Source organism: Paenibacillus sp. P46E, assembly GCF_001909095.1.
GTDB classification, from domain to species: Bacteria; Bacillota; Bacilli; order Paenibacillales; family Paenibacillaceae; genus Paenibacillus_AQ; species Paenibacillus_AQ helianthi.
The window spans coordinates 12,500-28,354 of record NZ_LVYZ01000079.1; the positions used below are offsets into that span (position 1 = coordinate 12,500).

Sequence of the window (15,855 nt, forward strand, 5' to 3'; positions counted from 1 at the left end):
ACAGGCGCAGCCTACACTTTTCCTGGACCCCTTAATTCCGGGATGATTTATGCCAAAACGGTCTTAGTTTTTTATAGAGGGAGTTTGCGAACCTCTCCTGTGCTCATGGCCCAGAAATCTTCTTTATGATATTACTAGCGAATTGAACTATACCATGCCGGGCGGTGGGTTGACAACCCTCACAAATGATCCAAAATCAGTGAACAGAGCATCCCCATCGCGGCAACAAGTCCGGTCAGCGGTCCGCCTTCCTCATAGGCTTCCGGCATCATGCTGGAGGATACCATAGAGATAATGCCTCCCCCGGCAAAAGAGGCGATTAGCGCCGTTGTAGATCCGCTGGCATGATCCATGAACAAGTATCCTGCACCTGATGCGGTGGTGGATATCATGAGAACGCCAAGCCATAGTAAGACGATCTTACCCCTACTGAAATTGTCCTGCTTGAGTCCAGACGTACTGGATAATCCTTCAGGAATATTGCTGATGAAGATAGCAACAACCAGCAGCATGCTTACCCCTTGACCAGAGATCAGACTGGCACCGATCATAATCGATTCCGGAATAGCATCCAGCACTGTTCCCGCAAAAATAGCCATTCCGCTTCCCTGCACCTTCTTATTGCTGTTGTCTCTGACGGATCGTTTACGTCCTGCACCGCCTTTGCGCGAGATATACCAGTCAAACAGTGTAAACACAACTGCACCGGCTGTGAATCCAATAATAGTCGGGATAAGTCCCCCCTCATTGGCCGAATCATCCAGCAGTTCATACGCCGCCGCACCAATGAGTACCCCCGTACCAAAAGCCATAATAAATCCAATCAGCTTATTCGGGATCGGCAGATATAACGCCAGCAGCGCTCCTAGCAGTACCGCAGAGCCGGAAATGGCCCCCCATAACAGAGCACTCCACAATAGACTCACCTTCCTTAACTAAAATTGCTCAGAAATAAATAGAAGTGCATAATAGTAGTTTACACTTGAAAAGAAAATTACAATCATCTGCAGGTCTGACAGCAGTTTTGTTAATGAGATTAATTTTTCATGAGATTAAATTATATTTTCTTCATCCAACAAAAAGCAGTGTTCAGATGACTGGATTCAATTTCGAAGAAAAGGGTAACTTAATTTCTATAATCTTCTTGATAAGGATGGGATCAACTGATGGATCAAAGTGTACAGAAATTAATGGATTGGCTGACCGCCCAAGGGGGCGAAACCCTGGTGATTGACAAACAGGAGATGAAAGACCTGGACACCGTCCACTTCAATCTGGAAACCGTGGATTATCGTGATGCCGAAGATGTCATTGATGAATATCTGGACAGTGCACTGATTCTGCGGGGCACAGGCAATACGTTGAACAGGGATGGCGAACTTGTACCACTGCCCCAGTTGAATTATGAGATCGCTGTCAGCGGGCTTCAACTGGATACAGTTCAAGATAGCCAGGTTGAACTGAGGACGGACAGGGCCAAATATTCCATCTCCAAAAGCTGAATACACCTATTCACATGTAACAATCTCAATACAGTAAACAGGACGCGGTATATGAACTGCGTCCTGTTTACTGTCACTCTTCTCCAACGATCTCAACTTCCGTCTCCAGCTCTATTCCGAACTTATCCTTAACCGCAGACTGAACATGATGAATCAATCCAATATAATCCTTAGCCGTGGCATGATTGGTATTTACAATGAATCCAGCATGCTTGCGAGACACTTCGGCTCCACCGATTCTTGCTCCCTGAAGCCCGCTCTCTTGAATCAACTGCCCGGCAAATCTTCCGGGGGGGCGCTTAAAGACACTTCCGCACGATGGATATTCCAGCGGCTGCTTGGATTCACGCTGGTGGGTCAAATCGTCCATGGCCGCCTTGATTAGCATAGGATCACCTGGCTGCAACGCAAATCGGGCCTCCAGCACAATGAATTCGCCACTGGCAAAGACACTTTTGCGGTAACCCCATTCCAGTTCGTCACCTTGAAGTGTCACTAGCCGTCCCGCTTTGCTAATGGCAAGCGCACTTTGCAGCACATCCTTGACCTCTCCGCCGTATGCGCCAGCATTCATATATAATGCTCCTCCAACGGTTCCCGGAATTCCGCAGGCGAACTCTAGACCTGTAAGCTTCTTCTCTAATGCAAACCTGGATACTTCTATGATCTTTGCACCGCACTGGGCATAGAGCAGATTGTCTCTTAGTCCCATTTCGGTTAAGTCTGCTGTCTGCAAGACAATCCCGCGGATCCCACCGTCACGGATTATGACATTCGATCCATTACCCAGAACGGTCAACGGGATTTCATTTACACGGGCATATGTAACAATGGACTGAAGCTCCTCGTATGTCGCAGGTGCTGCCAGGATGTCAGCCTGACCTCCCATTCGTGTGAACACATAACTCTCCAGCGTCTCATGCTGCTTTAACATGCCCGCTGGAACCAGCTGCTGTAGATCCTCATATATTTTGCTGATATTCATGTACTTTGCTCCTTTGACTCTATAAAAATAATGTTCCTTGATTCACTATAAGAGCGGGCCCTGTTGTCTATATGCAATAAAGTAAGGCGAGATTTAACCAGGGCAACCACAACTTTAACAACGAACAGGCTCCCTTGTCAATGACGGGAGCCTGTGGCCAGCTGTATATATTATTATTATGAGTCACATTTCACGTTTATAACCTATCCTTGTGTGAAGGTGCGTTCTTACGTAATTCACACTGCTGTGTATGACGCCAATTCATAGGGCAGACAGAGTGGTACTCCCGTCCGTGGATCAGGAACAATATCCGCTTCAATCCCGAATACTTCACGCAGTACACTTGGCGTCATTACCTCAACTGGTGCCCCTTCACTAATCACATTCCCGGATTTGATTGCTACCATATGCTGGGCATAACGGGAAGCATGATTCAGATCATGCACCACCATAATTATCGTGCGGCCTTCTTCCTGATTCAGCTTCTGCAGGAGTTGGAGAACCTCCAGCTGGTGAGCCATATCAAGAAAAGTGGTCGGCTCGTCCAGGAACAGAATATCGGTCTGCTGCGCCAGAGCCATCGCAATCCAGGCCCGCTGGCGTTGTCCTCCGGATAGACGGTCAATTGGACGGTCGTGGAACTCTTCCATACCCGTCACAGAGATTGCATTCGCGATAATGCTGCGGTCTTCAGAAGTAAGCGTACCAAAGCCCTTCTGATGTGGATAACGTCCATAGCTCACCAGCTCGGATACCGTAAGTCCGTCAGGTGCAGTGGGGTTCTGCGGCAGGATCGCCAGTTGCCGGGCTACTTCTTTGGTAGACAGGTTATGAATCGACTTGCCGTCCAGCATCACGCTGCCGCTCTTGGGCTTCATGATACGCGCCATCGTCTTGAGAATGGTAGATTTCCCCGAACCGTTCGCCCCCACTAGTGCTGTGATTTTTCCAGTTGGAAGAGACAGGTTCAGTCCTTTGACAATCAATGCCTCCGCATACCCAATACTTAACTGATCTGTGTTCAAACGTTCCGACATCATCATCACTCCCTAAAGTTTTATGGTTTCACAGGGATCTCTTCTCTCAGGTAAAGCACATTAAGCACCTTACATTAATTAAATCCTGTATATGTAAAATCTAATGATTTCAACGGTTGGATGCTTCGCCACGTCTCATTAAATGATATTGATTATCATTCTCTATGTCAATAAAAATATTTTCCTTTTTGCATTACCTGCCTTTCTTCACAGATGCTCTGTCAGGTTTTCTAGAGAAATCCCCCACTTTCCATTGCAAAACTCTACTTTGTGAATACTAGTATAAGATGCCGGAAATGCCTTACTGCTTTTGTTCGTCCATTCTAATCCTTTCAGAATATGGTAGATTATATTTATTACTCCACCATGTGTAACAACAATTACATTTTCAGTCGGATCGGTTCTTAATTGTTCTTCACATAAGGTTGTTAGGATTTCTCTTATGCGGGTTAAAAACTCAACCGGGCTTTCTCCACCAGGATAACGTTCATCCATCCGTAAGCCTGAGAAATATAAACCCGGGTATCGTTCATCCACTATTTCATTGGGCATGCCGGCAATAACACCATTGTTCGTTTCTCTCCAGTGACCACTGCTTTCAACAGGTAATTCCAGAATTCTAGATATCTCATTTGCAGTATCCAACGCCCGTTGTAAATCACTGCTAATGAGACGATGAATATGGAATGTGGACTGGTTTTGCTTAAGATAAAGCCCCAGCTTCTCCGATTGTCTGTAACCCTCAAGAACGAGCCCCCGTTGACTCCATCCGCCACGAAAACCTTCATCATCAATCCCATGTCTTATGAAATAGATTGCCATAAAAATCTCCCCTTGAATTGTTCTGATTTTTCCTAATCATACCATAAAAAAAAGCAGCTCCCGAAGTATCCGGAAACTGCCCTGCTACGAAGTATATCTTATTTGTGCAAATGGTAAGGCACTGTCGCTACTACGATATCTTTTTGATTCATCAGATACGAGCGGATGAACAAGCTGGTCTGATTATGCAGAATTGCCTGCCACCAATGCTTGGTAACGAACTGTGGAATAAGTACTGTAATATGATCAGTCGAAGCGGTTTTCCACTCGACTGTTTCAATAAATTTGACCAGTGGGCGCAGAATGCTGCGATAGCGGGAACGCAGTACAATTAAGCGCACTCCCGGGTTCCATTCCTCCCACTTCTGTTCCATCTTATTAATTTCTTCTTCATCGAACCCGACATAGACGGCCACCACATTATCCGTTAAGGACTTGGCATAGCTGATCGAATGCAGTACAGCTCGAGTCACACCCGAGACAGGAACAACCACGGTGCTTCCTTTGATGCAGGGTTTATCCGTTGCCGGGCAAATACGCAGCTGATCGGCAGTATTGAGGTAATGGCGGTGTATACGGTGGAACACGAACATTACAACGGGCAGGAAGATAAAAGCCATCCAGACACTGGAGAACTTCGTAATAATGAAGATCAGAGTAATCGTCAGAGTTGTTAGCATACCCACCGTATTCACGGTAAATTTATTTTGCCAGCCTTTAGGTTTGGTTTTATACCAGTGCACCATCATCCCCAGCTGGGACAGTGTAAACGGAATAAATACACCCACCGCATACAAAGGAATCAGACTTTCAGTATTCCCGTGAAAAGCAGCTACAAGCAGGGCTGATAATACACCTAGAAAGATAATACCATTCGAGAAGCCCAGGCGGTCACCTCGGACCATAAATGCATGGGGCAGGTACTTGTCTTTAGCGAACATAAACGCCAGCAGCGGGAAAGCGGAATAAGCTGTATTGGCTGCCAGGAACAGAATTACAGCAGTAATCCCTTGTATGAAAAAGTATAAACCGCCACGTCCAAAAGTAGATTCAGCGATTTGGGATACAACCGTGGCTTTGGTATCCGGTGTAATTCCGTACCAGTAAGCAAGCAGTGTGATTCCGGTAAACATACTTCCCAGGATAATTCCCATTAACATCAAAGTCTTGGCTGCATTTTTCTCTGCAGGCGCCTTGAAGTTTGGAATGGCGTTCGATACAGCCTCTACCCCTGTCAGAGCTGAACAGCCGGAGCTGAAAGCCTTAAGCAGTAAAAACAAACTTACATTCGATACCGCTGCCCCAATCTCAGGGACATTAGCATGGGCTCCGCCAGTCGCATATTTGAATACCCCTGCAATGATCAACACGAAGATCGATACCACGAATAAATACACGGGAATTGCAATGAAAGATGCAGATTCCGTAACGCCCCGCAGGTTGACAATAGTCAAGAGCAGAATAACGGTTACGGCGATTAACACACTATGATTATGAAGATTCGGAAAAGCGGATGTGATCGCATCCGTACCCGCTGATGCACTAACCGCTACGGTCAGAATATAATCTACCAGGAGCGATCCGCCAGCAAGGAGTCCGGTAGGAACCCCGAGGTTGCTCTTGGCTACGATATACGCGCCTCCGCCCTGCGGATAAGCAAAGATGGTCTGACGATAGGATAAAATCAAAATAGCCAGCAAGCCCAATACGGCTAATGCGATTGGCAATGAGTACCAGATGGCTGTGAAGCCTGCGGCCACCAGTACAATCAGGATTTGTTCCGTTCCGTAGGCTACAGACGATAGCGCATCAGAAGACAGGACAGCCAGTGCTTTCACCTTGGATAACTTTTCATGATCTAGTTCGTTCGACTTCATCGGACGCCCGATCAATAGTCGTTTTACCTTGCTTACCATTGTAATAACAGTTCCTCTCTTTGCTTACGTTGAAACGGTAATACCGTGCGCTGTTTTCATTGGTGGATTTCATAAATGCAGGCACAAAAATAAGCATACGGAAATGATCCGCATGCTTACGCATCGTCATTATCCCACCATTGCTTACGAGGTTAGCTGGCGGATTCGGGCTGTGGTAGCCCTACGGTTGCAGCCCTTCCGGACCGTTTCCGATTCACCCCTTTGGCGCTTAGGCCAATGTTGGTTCCCCCGTTTTTCCATACGGAAAATTCAGCGCATATTCAACTTCTCACAAGGTCTAATGATAGTCTACAATACGTCTTCCGTAAAGCGGTGAAAAAAATGAAAAAAGAATGAAAAAACATCCAATTTACGCAAAACCAAGATGAGAGATAACGCGATCTTTCATTCTCTGCGATTATCCCGTCATCACGTGTTTTTTCAGGGTTTTGAACCTCATTTGTGTCTGAAATTCCAGGAATGATTTGTGCTCTAAATTCTGCAGTGGCTTCAGCTACTCTATTGTGTCCTCTTTACGTCCGGTCCAGAGCAAAATCGTGATTAGAGCAAAGGCGATCAGCGCAAGAAGTGGAATCGTAATGAACCCGAAAAAATTCAGATAATCCTTATTACAGGGTACGCCAATTGTACACGGGAGCACCTTGCTAAGTGCGGGAATCTTCTGCTCGGCATAATGATAAATAGAAATACTGCCCCCAATAAGACTTAATGGAAGTACATAGGGAATAATTTTTTTGTCATTCCGGTATGTAGCTACTCCCAGAAGAATCAGCTGTGGATACATGAAGATACGCTGGAACCAGCAAAGCTTGCAAGGCTCATACTTCAGCACCTCACTTAGATACAAGCTGCCCGCTACTGCAATAACAGACACAAACCAGGCCAGATAGAGACAGTGGCGTCTGCAGAACGTAGAGAACTTCATCACTCGGCCTTCACTGCTTCGGAAGCGGACTTTATCTGTGCGTCAATAGCTGCCATGTTGAATGGCTCATCTACTTTGTGTCCGTTGATAAATACAGTAGGCGTTGAAGTTACTCCTGTATCCTTGGCAAGACTGATATCACGTTGCAGCTCACTCTCATAGGTCTTCTCCTTGATATCCTTACGCAACAGATCCAGATCGATTGGCAGCTTTTGTTTCTCAGCCAGGTTCACCAGGAATTCCTCTGTAGCCCATTCTGCTTTTTCATCCCCTTGATTGGCATAAATCGCATCGTAATACGTCCAGAAAGCTTCACTGTTCTGATGGTATACAGACAGGGCTGCCAGGGAGGCTGTCTCGGAATCCGGACCGATAAAGGCCATATTTACGAAGTATATAGCAGCCTTATCCTGATTCACATATTCCTGGGCCAGCTGTGGCTTGATGACACCTGCAAAATTGGCGCACGCCGGACATTTGAAATCACCGAATTCAACGATTTTAACGGGGGCATCTGCTTTACCCAGTCTTGGCAGTTCGCTGTAATTGAATTCAACCGCTTTGCCTGAACCTGCATTTGAAGACGAATCTTTCGACGCAAGTATAAATAGAAGAGTAAAAATAATCACTACAATGGCTACCGTGCTAATAATCAGAATTCTCGTTTTCTGCTTCTGCTGTTCCTGCTCTGCCCTGCGTTTCTCCGCTTTACTCATTTGGGGAACCATGACATTGTTTTTTTTAGATTTGTTCAAATGAGAGTTCCTTTCTGTCCCGGCGGGACTGTTGAAATAATGGTATTTCCTTTAAAATTATATAATTAAAACTCTCATATTGGCAAACCTTCATTCATACCACCTCAGACTTCTCTTTGCTTTCCTGTATGCCCCGCAGTTCTTGTTGATGAGAAGGCTCCATTCCCTGTAGAGGGATCCTGAAGCTGAATACACTCCCCCCGCCTCTGGCATTATCCGACCATATACTTCCTTCCATTAGCTCAACTAGCTTCTTGCAAATTGCCAATCCTAAGCCAGTGCCGGGATATCTGCGGGTGTGGGAAGCATCCCCCTGGGAGAACGGCTGAAACAACAGTTCAAGCTTTTCGGGGGCGATGCCAATGCCTGTATCTCTCACTGTGAATTCAAGAACCACGGAGGCCCCCTGAGAGCTGTAAGGAGCTACCGATACAGTGATTCCGCCCTGATGAGTAAACTTGACTGCATTGCCGATCAGATTCACCAAAATCTGCCGGATGCGCGCACTGTCGCCGATGAACCATTCAGGAAGGGCGGAATCGACCTGAAGAGTCATTGTCAATTCTTTATAACTTGCAGTAACCTTGAACAGGTTCATACACTCCCGCATCAGTGAAGTAAGCTTGAAATCCGATTTTACCAGCAGCAAGTTTTCTGCTTCCAGGCGGGATATGTCAAGCACATCGTTCATCACGTTCAGCAATGCATGACTGCTCGTATGTTGCAGCTTAAGTAAATCCAAGTGCTCCGAAACCGTGATTTCCTCGGCGAGCAGTTCGTTAATGCCAATAATGCCGTTAAGCGGTGTACGGATCTCATGACTCATCGTAGCCAGGAATTCACTTTTCATCCTTGCCGCACTTTCAGCCGCATTTTTGGCAATGAGAAGCTCATTTTGTTGTTCAGCCAGTGCAGTGATATCTTCTGCGATAATATAGATGTAGTTCCCCTTTTCGCTCATTAATGGGAAGACGGTAGTACTGCAGATGAGTTTGTTTCCACTTCTGGTTTTGACGGTCAATTCCAGCTTCCCGGACTGCCCGCCAGCAGCGCGCTTTATGGCTGCTTTGAGCGCTTGAGCATCCTGGGCACTGAATAAAATACTTTTGTAGTCACTCAGCTCTTCTTGGTCATAACCTGTTGTCCGCCATAGGGAAGGATTGGCACTGATCACCTTTTTGCCCAAAGGGTCGATGCAAATCACCATATCCGGACTGAACTCGAAAAGGGCCGCATAGCGCTGCTCATTAAACTCTGAGGTGAAGAGCACCTGCTTCCTGTCTTTGTATATAAGAACCAGCACAACTGCCATAACCAACAGAAAAGTACCTGCAAGAATTATGCCCAGCATCGAATCATTCAGAAGCGGAGTCCTGCCCATGTAGGTGAACGGAACTGAATTTACGGTAGTAGTAGCTCCAGCCATAGTTATATAATTGCTTCCCGCTATTACTGTGGTCAACATAAGTATTAGCTTGATTTTCCCGGCAGAAAACATATTATATCGCTTCTCAATCCAACTGGCTTTATATGAAGCTGCAACCACAGGAATGACCAGTGATAGTAAAAAAGAACCGACAATCGAAACCATGCTTTGTTCAAAAGCCGCCGTATATTGCATAGCCAGCATTCCGCTGTAATACATGATCTGGATTCCGCAGCTGAATAAACAGCCACTCAAGACAAGGGTTGTCTTGCTGTTGCGCAAACGGGGATTGTTGAGCAGCAGCAGAAGCACATAAGATGCTGCTATAGGTACAACCAGCGATAATAAGAGCAGAGGCAGATAGTAGGACACAGTGTTATCTGGCTTGATTGCACCCAGACTAATAAAATGCATACCCCACATCCCTATTCCAAGACTACAGGAACTGAAAAGAACAAAGGGCATACTTCTCTTTTTGCGTACTATTCTTTCTGAGAGGTCTACTGCTATGAAGGTGGATAAGCATGCTATTACAATAGAAAAGAGGACCAGCAATACGCTGTGAAATGAGTGATGAGTCATCGGCCTCTCTCCTTTCTCTCTACAAAATGATTTCACTACGATCAGTTACACTCTTTTACCCGCCACAAAACGACTCGAATCGACAAAAAACTATATTCCCAAGGGATTTTTTGTATAAAAAAAGACACAGCGTCTTTCTTGACGCCATGTCATGGATCACCTTCTATGATTTGATCAAGCTCCAGCCTCTTCAGCCAAAAACTCGACTTTCATTACTTTAATCCGGGATATCCGTTTGTTATCTGTTTCTTCTACCACAAATAAATGACTATCAAATTCAAATATCTGGCCTTTTTGCGGCGGGTTTACTTCAAGCTTGGAATACAACCATCCGCCGATGGTATCATAATCATCCGTTTCCATGTTCAGCCCCAACCGGTCGTTGATCTCTTCAATCAGCATCAAACCGTCAATGGAGAATTCGTTCTCTCCCAGCATCTCTACTCCAGGGCGCTCCTCGTCAAATTCATCCTGAATTTCACCGACGATCTCCTCCATGATATCCTCAAGCGTAACCATGCCGGAGGTGCCGCCGTATTCATCGATCAGAATGGCGATTTGCGTCTTCGCACGCTGCATTACTTTGAGCAGGGCACTAATCTGAATCGATTCCGGAACGGTAAGAATGGGACGAATCAGTTCATTGTATTTCGGTGCATTGTCCCGGATCAGATCCTTGATATGAATAAAGCCCAGAATATGGTCTTTATCACCGTTGCAGACCGGATATCTTGTACGCATCCCGTCAAAGGCAATCTCCATATTTTCTTCAACCGTCAGATGATTGTTCAGACAGATCATTTCTGTACGCGGAATCATAATTTCGCGAGCCATCGTATCAGCAAACTCGAAGATATTATCGACCAAGGTCATTTCTGTATTATCGATCAATCCGCTCTTGTTGCTCTCCTGCATAAGGATGCGGATTTCTTCCTCCGTATGTGCTGTAGCCAGCTCCGAGGCAGGCGATAAGCGGAAAATACGCAGCAGAGCGCTGGCCAGACCTTTAACGATCCAGATGAAAGGATACATGATCCGGTAAAAAACATTCATCGCACCAGCGGTTAGCAGAAGTACTGCTTCAGCTTTGTTCACAGCAATGGTTTTGGGAGCAAGTTCTCCGAGTACAATATGCAGAACCGTGATGAACATAAAAGCAATAATCAGCGAAATCACATACACTGAAGTTTCGCCAAATCCTAGGCTTGTTACAATGGGTCCCACAATCGTGGCGATCGCCGGTTCTCCCAGCCAACCAAGTGCCAGAGAAGCAAGAGTGATGCCAAGCTGACAGGCGGACAGATATCCATCCAGATTGTGTACGATATTACTTGCTGCCACTGCCTGTTTACTGCCTTCCTCCATCAGGGAATCTATGCGTCCGCTTCTTACCTTCACCATCGCATATTCAACCGAAACAAAAAAGCCATTTAACAGAACCAGCAAAATAATTAGACCTACATGTAATATACCGGGTAAAGGGTCGCTCAATTTATACTCCTATCCACCGTCTCCACGATTCAGGCGGATAGGCCCACCTCCTTCGTTTGTTCAAAATGTCGGCAATTGTTGCAGCAACAACAGTTCCTTTCTGAATCAATTTCCCAATGCGTTCATCTCCTGACTGGAATCACGAATATAAATATACACATTATTATAATATTACTTTGCGTATAAAAACAGGTGCGAACAAGTGTAAAAATATCATCTTTGTTTGCGCTGTATCAATAATAGTAATTCCGTGAAAGAATGATCCTTCTTCTACTTAAGGTTAAATCTTAAATACCCCTTCCGTCAACCTCCGTACACCGGAATGCTAAGAAAGAGGCTGTCCCATAAGCCATGAAATGGCTGCTTGGAACAGCTCTTTTTTTGGAGTCAGATAGACGGTTTCGCTTGTGAGGACGCTACGCGAACGGACCGTTGTTCCAATCGCTGTGCTCTCCAGATTTTTTTCATTCCCCTTAGCGGTGAAAATCCGGAGACCAAGGCGACCGCTGCCGCTTTTCCACAATCGTTCCGTCCTCTCCGCTGTTTAAGCGGGAAATGTACGACAATCCTTCTAAAAATCATAAAAAAAGAAACCTTTCTTTGGTAAAATGGAAGTGCGACCAACCATTTCAAAGGAGAGGTTTCTTTGTACATTCAATATACCATGGACCAACTTTGCTTGCCAATGGATCTGGAAGAAGAAAATGCTCACCACAGTTATGATCTACGCTTACACTCAGCGAATATATTCATCTCGCCAAATCGCCAAAGCGGTACGGGAGAACATTCCCTTCATGTGGCTGGCCGGACGGCAGCGACCAGACTTCCGTACCCTTAATCGCTTCCGTTCCCTGCGAATGAAAGATGTCCTCGAAACGGTATTTACCGCCGTGCTTCAGTTTTTGGCTGACGAAAAATACGTTTCTCTGGAGCAGTACTTTGTGGACGGAACCAAAATTGAGGCTAACGCCAATCGCGATACCTTCGTGTGGGGCAAAGCCGTTAGTAAGCATAAGGCCAAGCTGCAAGAAAAGGTACATGCATTGTTTGAGGGCATTGAGGCTGCAGAGAAACAAGAAGAACAGGAGCGAAATATGAGCAATACCAAACCCTGCTTGGGGACCGAAACAGCTTTAGTAAGACAGACCCGGATGCAACCTTCATGCGGATGAAGGAAGACCCCATGCGTAATGGTCAACTCAAACCTGGCTACAATGTACAAATCGGAACGGAAAACCAGTTTATTCTGGCCTACAGCCTCCATCCAAGACCGACCGACACCCGCGGCTTCCAGCCGCACATGGAAAAAGCGCGGCAGATCTTCGGGAGACTCCCGCAAACAGTAATTGCGGACGCAGGTTATGGGAGTGAAGAAAACTACGCCTATCTGGAAAAGAAAAAGATTCAGGCGGTAGTGAAATACGGCAGCTACCATAAAGAAAAGAGCAAAGCGTGGAAAGAAAACATCGGAAAGATTGAGAACTGGACGTACACCGAAATGGAGGATACATGGACATGTCCAGCCGGACAAACGCTGCATTTTCGCAAAGAAAGCAAGGAAATCCTAGAGAGTGGATATGAAATTCGGAAACGTCATTACCGAAGTCACTCCTGTGAGGGCTGCCCCCTGAAGAATGTACGAAGGCAGCAGGAAATCGGGAAGTGGTGGTTAGTCTGGAACGGCTGCGGTACCAGAAGCAAGCTCGGGAAACCCTGCGAAGCGAGGAAGGCTATGCGTTGTCCGTACGCCGAATGACAGAACCAGAAAGTGTATTTGGACAACTGAAGAACAACCGGGGCTTCCGGCGGTTTCTGCTTCGCGGCATGGAGAAAGTGACGCTTGAGGTCGGTTGGCTTTCCCTTGCACACCATCTGCTGAAGCAAGCCACTAATGACCAAAAACGCAGAGCAGCGATCCTCCAATAACGGGAGAATCGCTGCTCTGCTCACTTAATGTGGTTTTAAGAATGAAGAGAACCGTCTTCCGCCATAGAAAACCTACTTTTGGGACAGCCCCGTTCCCTGTTAAACTAAGATATGCATATTGTCGTTAACGATAGTTGCGTGTAGTCGGAGGATTGCCAATCGTACCGGGGTATTGATAAACAAGCGGCTCATCAAAGGTAGCATAATCGAAGTTCACCATCAGCAGCACAATGCGCTGTCCGGTGGCTTTGTCACTTATAATGATGTGGTCCCGGCCTGCAGCTTCCAGGACACCAGTATAGACCTTGGCGTTCCAATCCTTGTTATTCTCGTATGTGAAGTAAAAGGTACCGACTTTGCCCAGATTCAGCCGGAAAATGTTTTCGATGTATGATTGCTCATAGACTGGAGCGGTAGTCGATACTACGTTGCCTGTTGGAGTCATTGGGCTGCCGCTGGTGACTTGGGGGGGCGTTCCGCTCATCGTACCCATGTTGCCCATAGAGCCCATAGTACCCATTGTACCAGTACCCATAGTGCCCATATTCCCCATTCCCATTGGGCTCATGCTATGCATGCCGTTCATATTATTCATGTTGCCTACATTGCTCATGTTGTTCATATTGTTCATTGCACCAGAGGGATTGCTGCCAATCGTATAAGTAACGGGGCGGTAAGGTTGAACGATCATCTTTTAAAAACCTCCTAGTTATTGTTGATGTGCAGGCTGATTCGGACAGCCTAAGGTAAGCTGAAGCTCGTTCTCAAGCTAACGGTCACTCAGAGAAGCACTACCTGGAGTAGAACCAGATTTGGGCAGCGGAAGCGAAGCACCGAAATTCCCGGCTGTCTCCGCATCCGCTGACCTGAACGGTTTAGTATACTGCAGGACAGTCCTCGCTTGTGGGAGTGTAAAAGCAATGTGCTTTATACCGGCCGGTATTCTGCTGGTTATACCAGGTCGCCGGGCAGTCTCCGACGGGACGGAAAAACCAGAGGGCGTTAGATGCTGGCCTGGTTCGTTCACCACCGATAGCACGTCTGGCGAGACGGATATCAGACTCCCTGGCCCGCTGGTAGAAATATCCTTTCTGCGGAGCTTCGAAGCCACCTGGACTCTGAAAGACCATGTCATTCACATTGCGGATGTTTTTGAAATCCAGACAGTTGCCTAGTATCCGGTTGACGCCAACATTGCCGACCATTAGCATGCCAGAATCTCCATCCTCCTCGGCTTCTGCCCGCATCAACCGTGCAAGTACCCTTACATCCCCCGAGTTTGCTTTAATTACGGCCACTCTTTCTCCTCCTTAGCCTACACTTTCTCAACTGCTTGCTGTATTGTATGTGCATTCGCCTAAGAGGTGACTGCTGCGCCCAATTTTCTCCCTGTTCCTGTTCTCTGATACAAATATCCCCTTGTTCCTCGAATTGGAAACAAGGGGAATCTATAATATACGGCGCTATTCTATAATCAACTTACATATTCCCTAATCTGCTGTGGAGTAATGGGGCTGCCGCTGAAACCCTTGGTACCTTGTACCCTGATAAGTCAGAATCCCCCTGTCTCCCTCCGCACTCATGCCGTATTCATTGCCATCTACCTTGAACTCCATCCGCACGCCATTCTCCAGTTCATAGGTCAAATAATAGGTGGTGTTCGTACGGCTGTTATTGCTGTCTTCCTGCAGCTGCTGCCGGAGTTCACTGCGTTTACTGACGATGCGGGCAGGGGTGGTCAATAGGGGCGATCTGTTGTTCCGGCTCCATGCAAGCAGCCCCCTGCCTGCAGAAACAGCGACAATGCCAATCACCACAGCAAGAAAGATCGGTATTACCGTCCCCGTAAGATCAAACATCCAAGCTGGATCCGGGCCTATTCCCATGACTTAATCCCCCTTATTCCCCATGTTCTCCTGTTCCCGCCAGGATTCAGGCACTTCTGTACATGTATATGCCTCAGGTATTCCGTACAGCATTACAAAAATTTTATTTTCGATGATCTATAATTGCAGACAAGGCAAAAAGACCACTCAGCTCTCTTTTCAGAGCTTAGAAGTGGTCTTCATTAACGTCGATCCGGCAACTTTGATTAAGCGTGTACGAGATCCAATAATTGTTTTGTTTCATCTGTTTCTTCAGGAAGCATACCATTGTCTGCCCAGCAAGCTTTGCATTGTTCTTCTGTTTCACACAGGTGTGCATCATCACAGTTGTAGCACAGTTGCAGAAGGTTTCTGGTTACATAATCCGTTTCGAAAGTTTTCATTTTAATCTCTCCTATTCGGGATGAAAGTTTGTGAAAAAATGAACTTGTTCTCTATGTGTTAAATATATCACAGTATTATTCGTTTGTCATGTGATTTTTTTCACATTTTTAAAGAAAATTTTAAATAAGATTTTTGATGCTTTATTTTTCATAATCGAAATCTATCAAAAAAAAGAGTCCCACAAGCCAGAATTAGGT

General features: G+C 46.2%; 15 protein-coding genes, 1 pseudogene and 2 riboswitches. Of the genes and pseudogenes, 2 read left to right on the forward strand and 14 right to left on the reverse strand.

Annotation, left to right across the window (positions count from 1 at the left end; genetic code table 11):
• Nucleotides 1-57: 57 nt before the first annotated feature.
• Nucleotides 58-101: riboswitch (PreQ1 riboswitch) on the reverse strand.
• Between the two features lie 78 nt (nucleotides 102-179).
• Complete coding sequence (locus A3849_RS28230; RefSeq protein ID WP_074114402.1) at nucleotides 180-917, reverse strand: ZIP family metal transporter; 738 nt, start codon at nucleotides 915-917, stop codon at nucleotides 180-182.
• Between the two features lie 249 nt (nucleotides 918-1,166).
• Here A3849_RS28230 and ymzB point away from each other — a divergent pair, with 249 nt between their 5' ends.
• Complete coding sequence (gene ymzB / locus A3849_RS28235) at nucleotides 1,167-1,502, forward strand: protein YmzB (RefSeq protein WP_074114403.1); 336 nt, start codon at nucleotides 1,167-1,169, stop codon at nucleotides 1,500-1,502.
• A 73-nt stretch (nucleotides 1,503-1,575) separates the two neighbouring features.
• Here the strand turns inward: ymzB and murB are convergent, their stop codons facing one another.
• The 9 genes from murB to A3849_RS28280 all read right to left on the reverse strand — a co-directional run bounded on the left by murB (nucleotide 1,576) and on the right by A3849_RS28280 (nucleotide 11,985).
• Nucleotides 1,576-2,487 carry a UDP-N-acetylmuramate dehydrogenase gene (gene murB / locus A3849_RS28240; RefSeq protein WP_074114404.1) on the reverse strand — a complete coding sequence of 304 codons (912 nt, stop codon included), beginning with the start codon at nucleotides 2,485-2,487 and terminating at the stop codon, nucleotides 1,576-1,578.
• 236 nt (nucleotides 2,488-2,723) lie between these two features.
• Nucleotides 2,724-3,524, reverse strand: coding sequence for an ABC transporter ATP-binding protein (locus tag A3849_RS28245; RefSeq protein WP_074114405.1), 801 nt, complete (start codon nucleotides 3,522-3,524; stop codon nucleotides 2,724-2,726).
• A gap of 207 nt (nucleotides 3,525-3,731) precedes the next feature.
• Nucleotides 3,732-4,346 carry a histidine phosphatase family protein gene (locus tag A3849_RS28250; protein WP_074114406.1) on the reverse strand — a complete coding sequence of 205 codons (615 nt, stop codon included), beginning with the start codon at nucleotides 4,344-4,346 and terminating at the stop codon, nucleotides 3,732-3,734.
• A gap of 98 nt (nucleotides 4,347-4,444) precedes the next feature.
• Complete coding sequence (locus tag A3849_RS28255; RefSeq protein WP_074114407.1) at nucleotides 4,445-6,262, reverse strand: APC family permease; 1,818 nt, start codon at nucleotides 6,260-6,262, stop codon at nucleotides 4,445-4,447.
• 126 nt (nucleotides 6,263-6,388) lie between these two features.
• Nucleotides 6,389-6,548: riboswitch (cyclic di-AMP (ydaO/yuaA leader) on the reverse strand.
• 228 nt (nucleotides 6,549-6,776) lie between these two features.
• Entirely contained in the window at nucleotides 6,777-7,208 is a 432-nt protein-coding gene (locus A3849_RS28260) for a disulfide oxidoreductase (protein WP_074114408.1), read from the reverse strand.
• The gene (locus tag A3849_RS28265; protein WP_083613705.1) at nucleotides 7,208-7,963 is read right to left on the reverse strand and encodes a DsbA family protein; all 756 of its coding nucleotides are present in this window, start codon (nucleotides 7,961-7,963) and stop codon (nucleotides 7,208-7,210) included. The genes A3849_RS28260 and A3849_RS28265 overlap by 1 nt, the downstream gene beginning before the upstream one ends.
• Nucleotides 7,964-8,057: 94 nt before the next feature.
• Nucleotides 8,058-9,971 carry an ATP-binding protein gene (locus A3849_RS28270; RefSeq protein WP_083613706.1) on the reverse strand — a complete coding sequence of 638 codons (1,914 nt, stop codon included), beginning with the start codon at nucleotides 9,969-9,971 and terminating at the stop codon, nucleotides 8,058-8,060.
• Nucleotides 9,972-10,145: 174 nt separating this feature from the next.
• On the reverse strand, nucleotides 10,146-11,462 hold the full coding sequence (locus A3849_RS28275; RefSeq protein WP_074114410.1) for a hemolysin family protein: 1,317 nt from the start codon (nucleotides 11,460-11,462) through the stop codon (nucleotides 10,146-10,148).
• A 325-nt stretch (nucleotides 11,463-11,787) separates the two neighbouring features.
• Nucleotides 11,788-11,985: a hypothetical protein gene (locus tag A3849_RS28280; protein ID WP_074114411.1), complete on the reverse strand. Its 198-nt coding sequence runs from the start codon at nucleotides 11,983-11,985 to the stop codon at nucleotides 11,788-11,790.
• Nucleotides 11,986-12,108: 123 nt separating this feature from the next.
• Here A3849_RS28280 and A3849_RS34130 point away from each other — a divergent pair.
• Nucleotides 12,109-13,388: pseudogene (locus tag A3849_RS34130) on the forward strand (IS1182 family transposase).
• A 124-nt stretch (nucleotides 13,389-13,512) separates the two neighbouring features.
• Here the strand turns inward: A3849_RS34130 and gerQ are convergent.
• The 4 genes from gerQ to A3849_RS33185 all read right to left on the reverse strand — a co-directional run bounded on the left by gerQ (nucleotide 13,513) and on the right by A3849_RS33185 (nucleotide 15,657).
• Entirely contained in the window at nucleotides 13,513-13,908 is a 396-nt protein-coding gene (gerQ, locus tag A3849_RS28290; RefSeq protein ID WP_256701039.1) for a spore coat protein GerQ, read from the reverse strand.
• Nucleotides 13,909-14,263: 355 nt separating this feature from the next.
• Nucleotides 14,264-14,686, reverse strand: a complete 423-nt coding sequence (locus A3849_RS28295) for a cell wall hydrolase (RefSeq protein ID WP_074114412.1) — start codon at nucleotides 14,684-14,686, stop codon at nucleotides 14,264-14,266.
• Nucleotides 14,687-14,878: 192 nt separating this feature from the next.
• On the reverse strand, nucleotides 14,879-15,274 hold the full coding sequence (locus A3849_RS28300) for a DUF2500 domain-containing protein (RefSeq protein ID WP_074114413.1): 396 nt from the start codon (nucleotides 15,272-15,274) through the stop codon (nucleotides 14,879-14,881).
• Nucleotides 15,275-15,480: 206 nt separating this feature from the next.
• Complete coding sequence (locus tag A3849_RS33185; RefSeq protein WP_178382827.1) at nucleotides 15,481-15,657, reverse strand: hypothetical protein; 177 nt, start codon at nucleotides 15,655-15,657, stop codon at nucleotides 15,481-15,483.
• Between the last annotated feature and the right edge of the window lie 198 nt (nucleotides 15,658-15,855).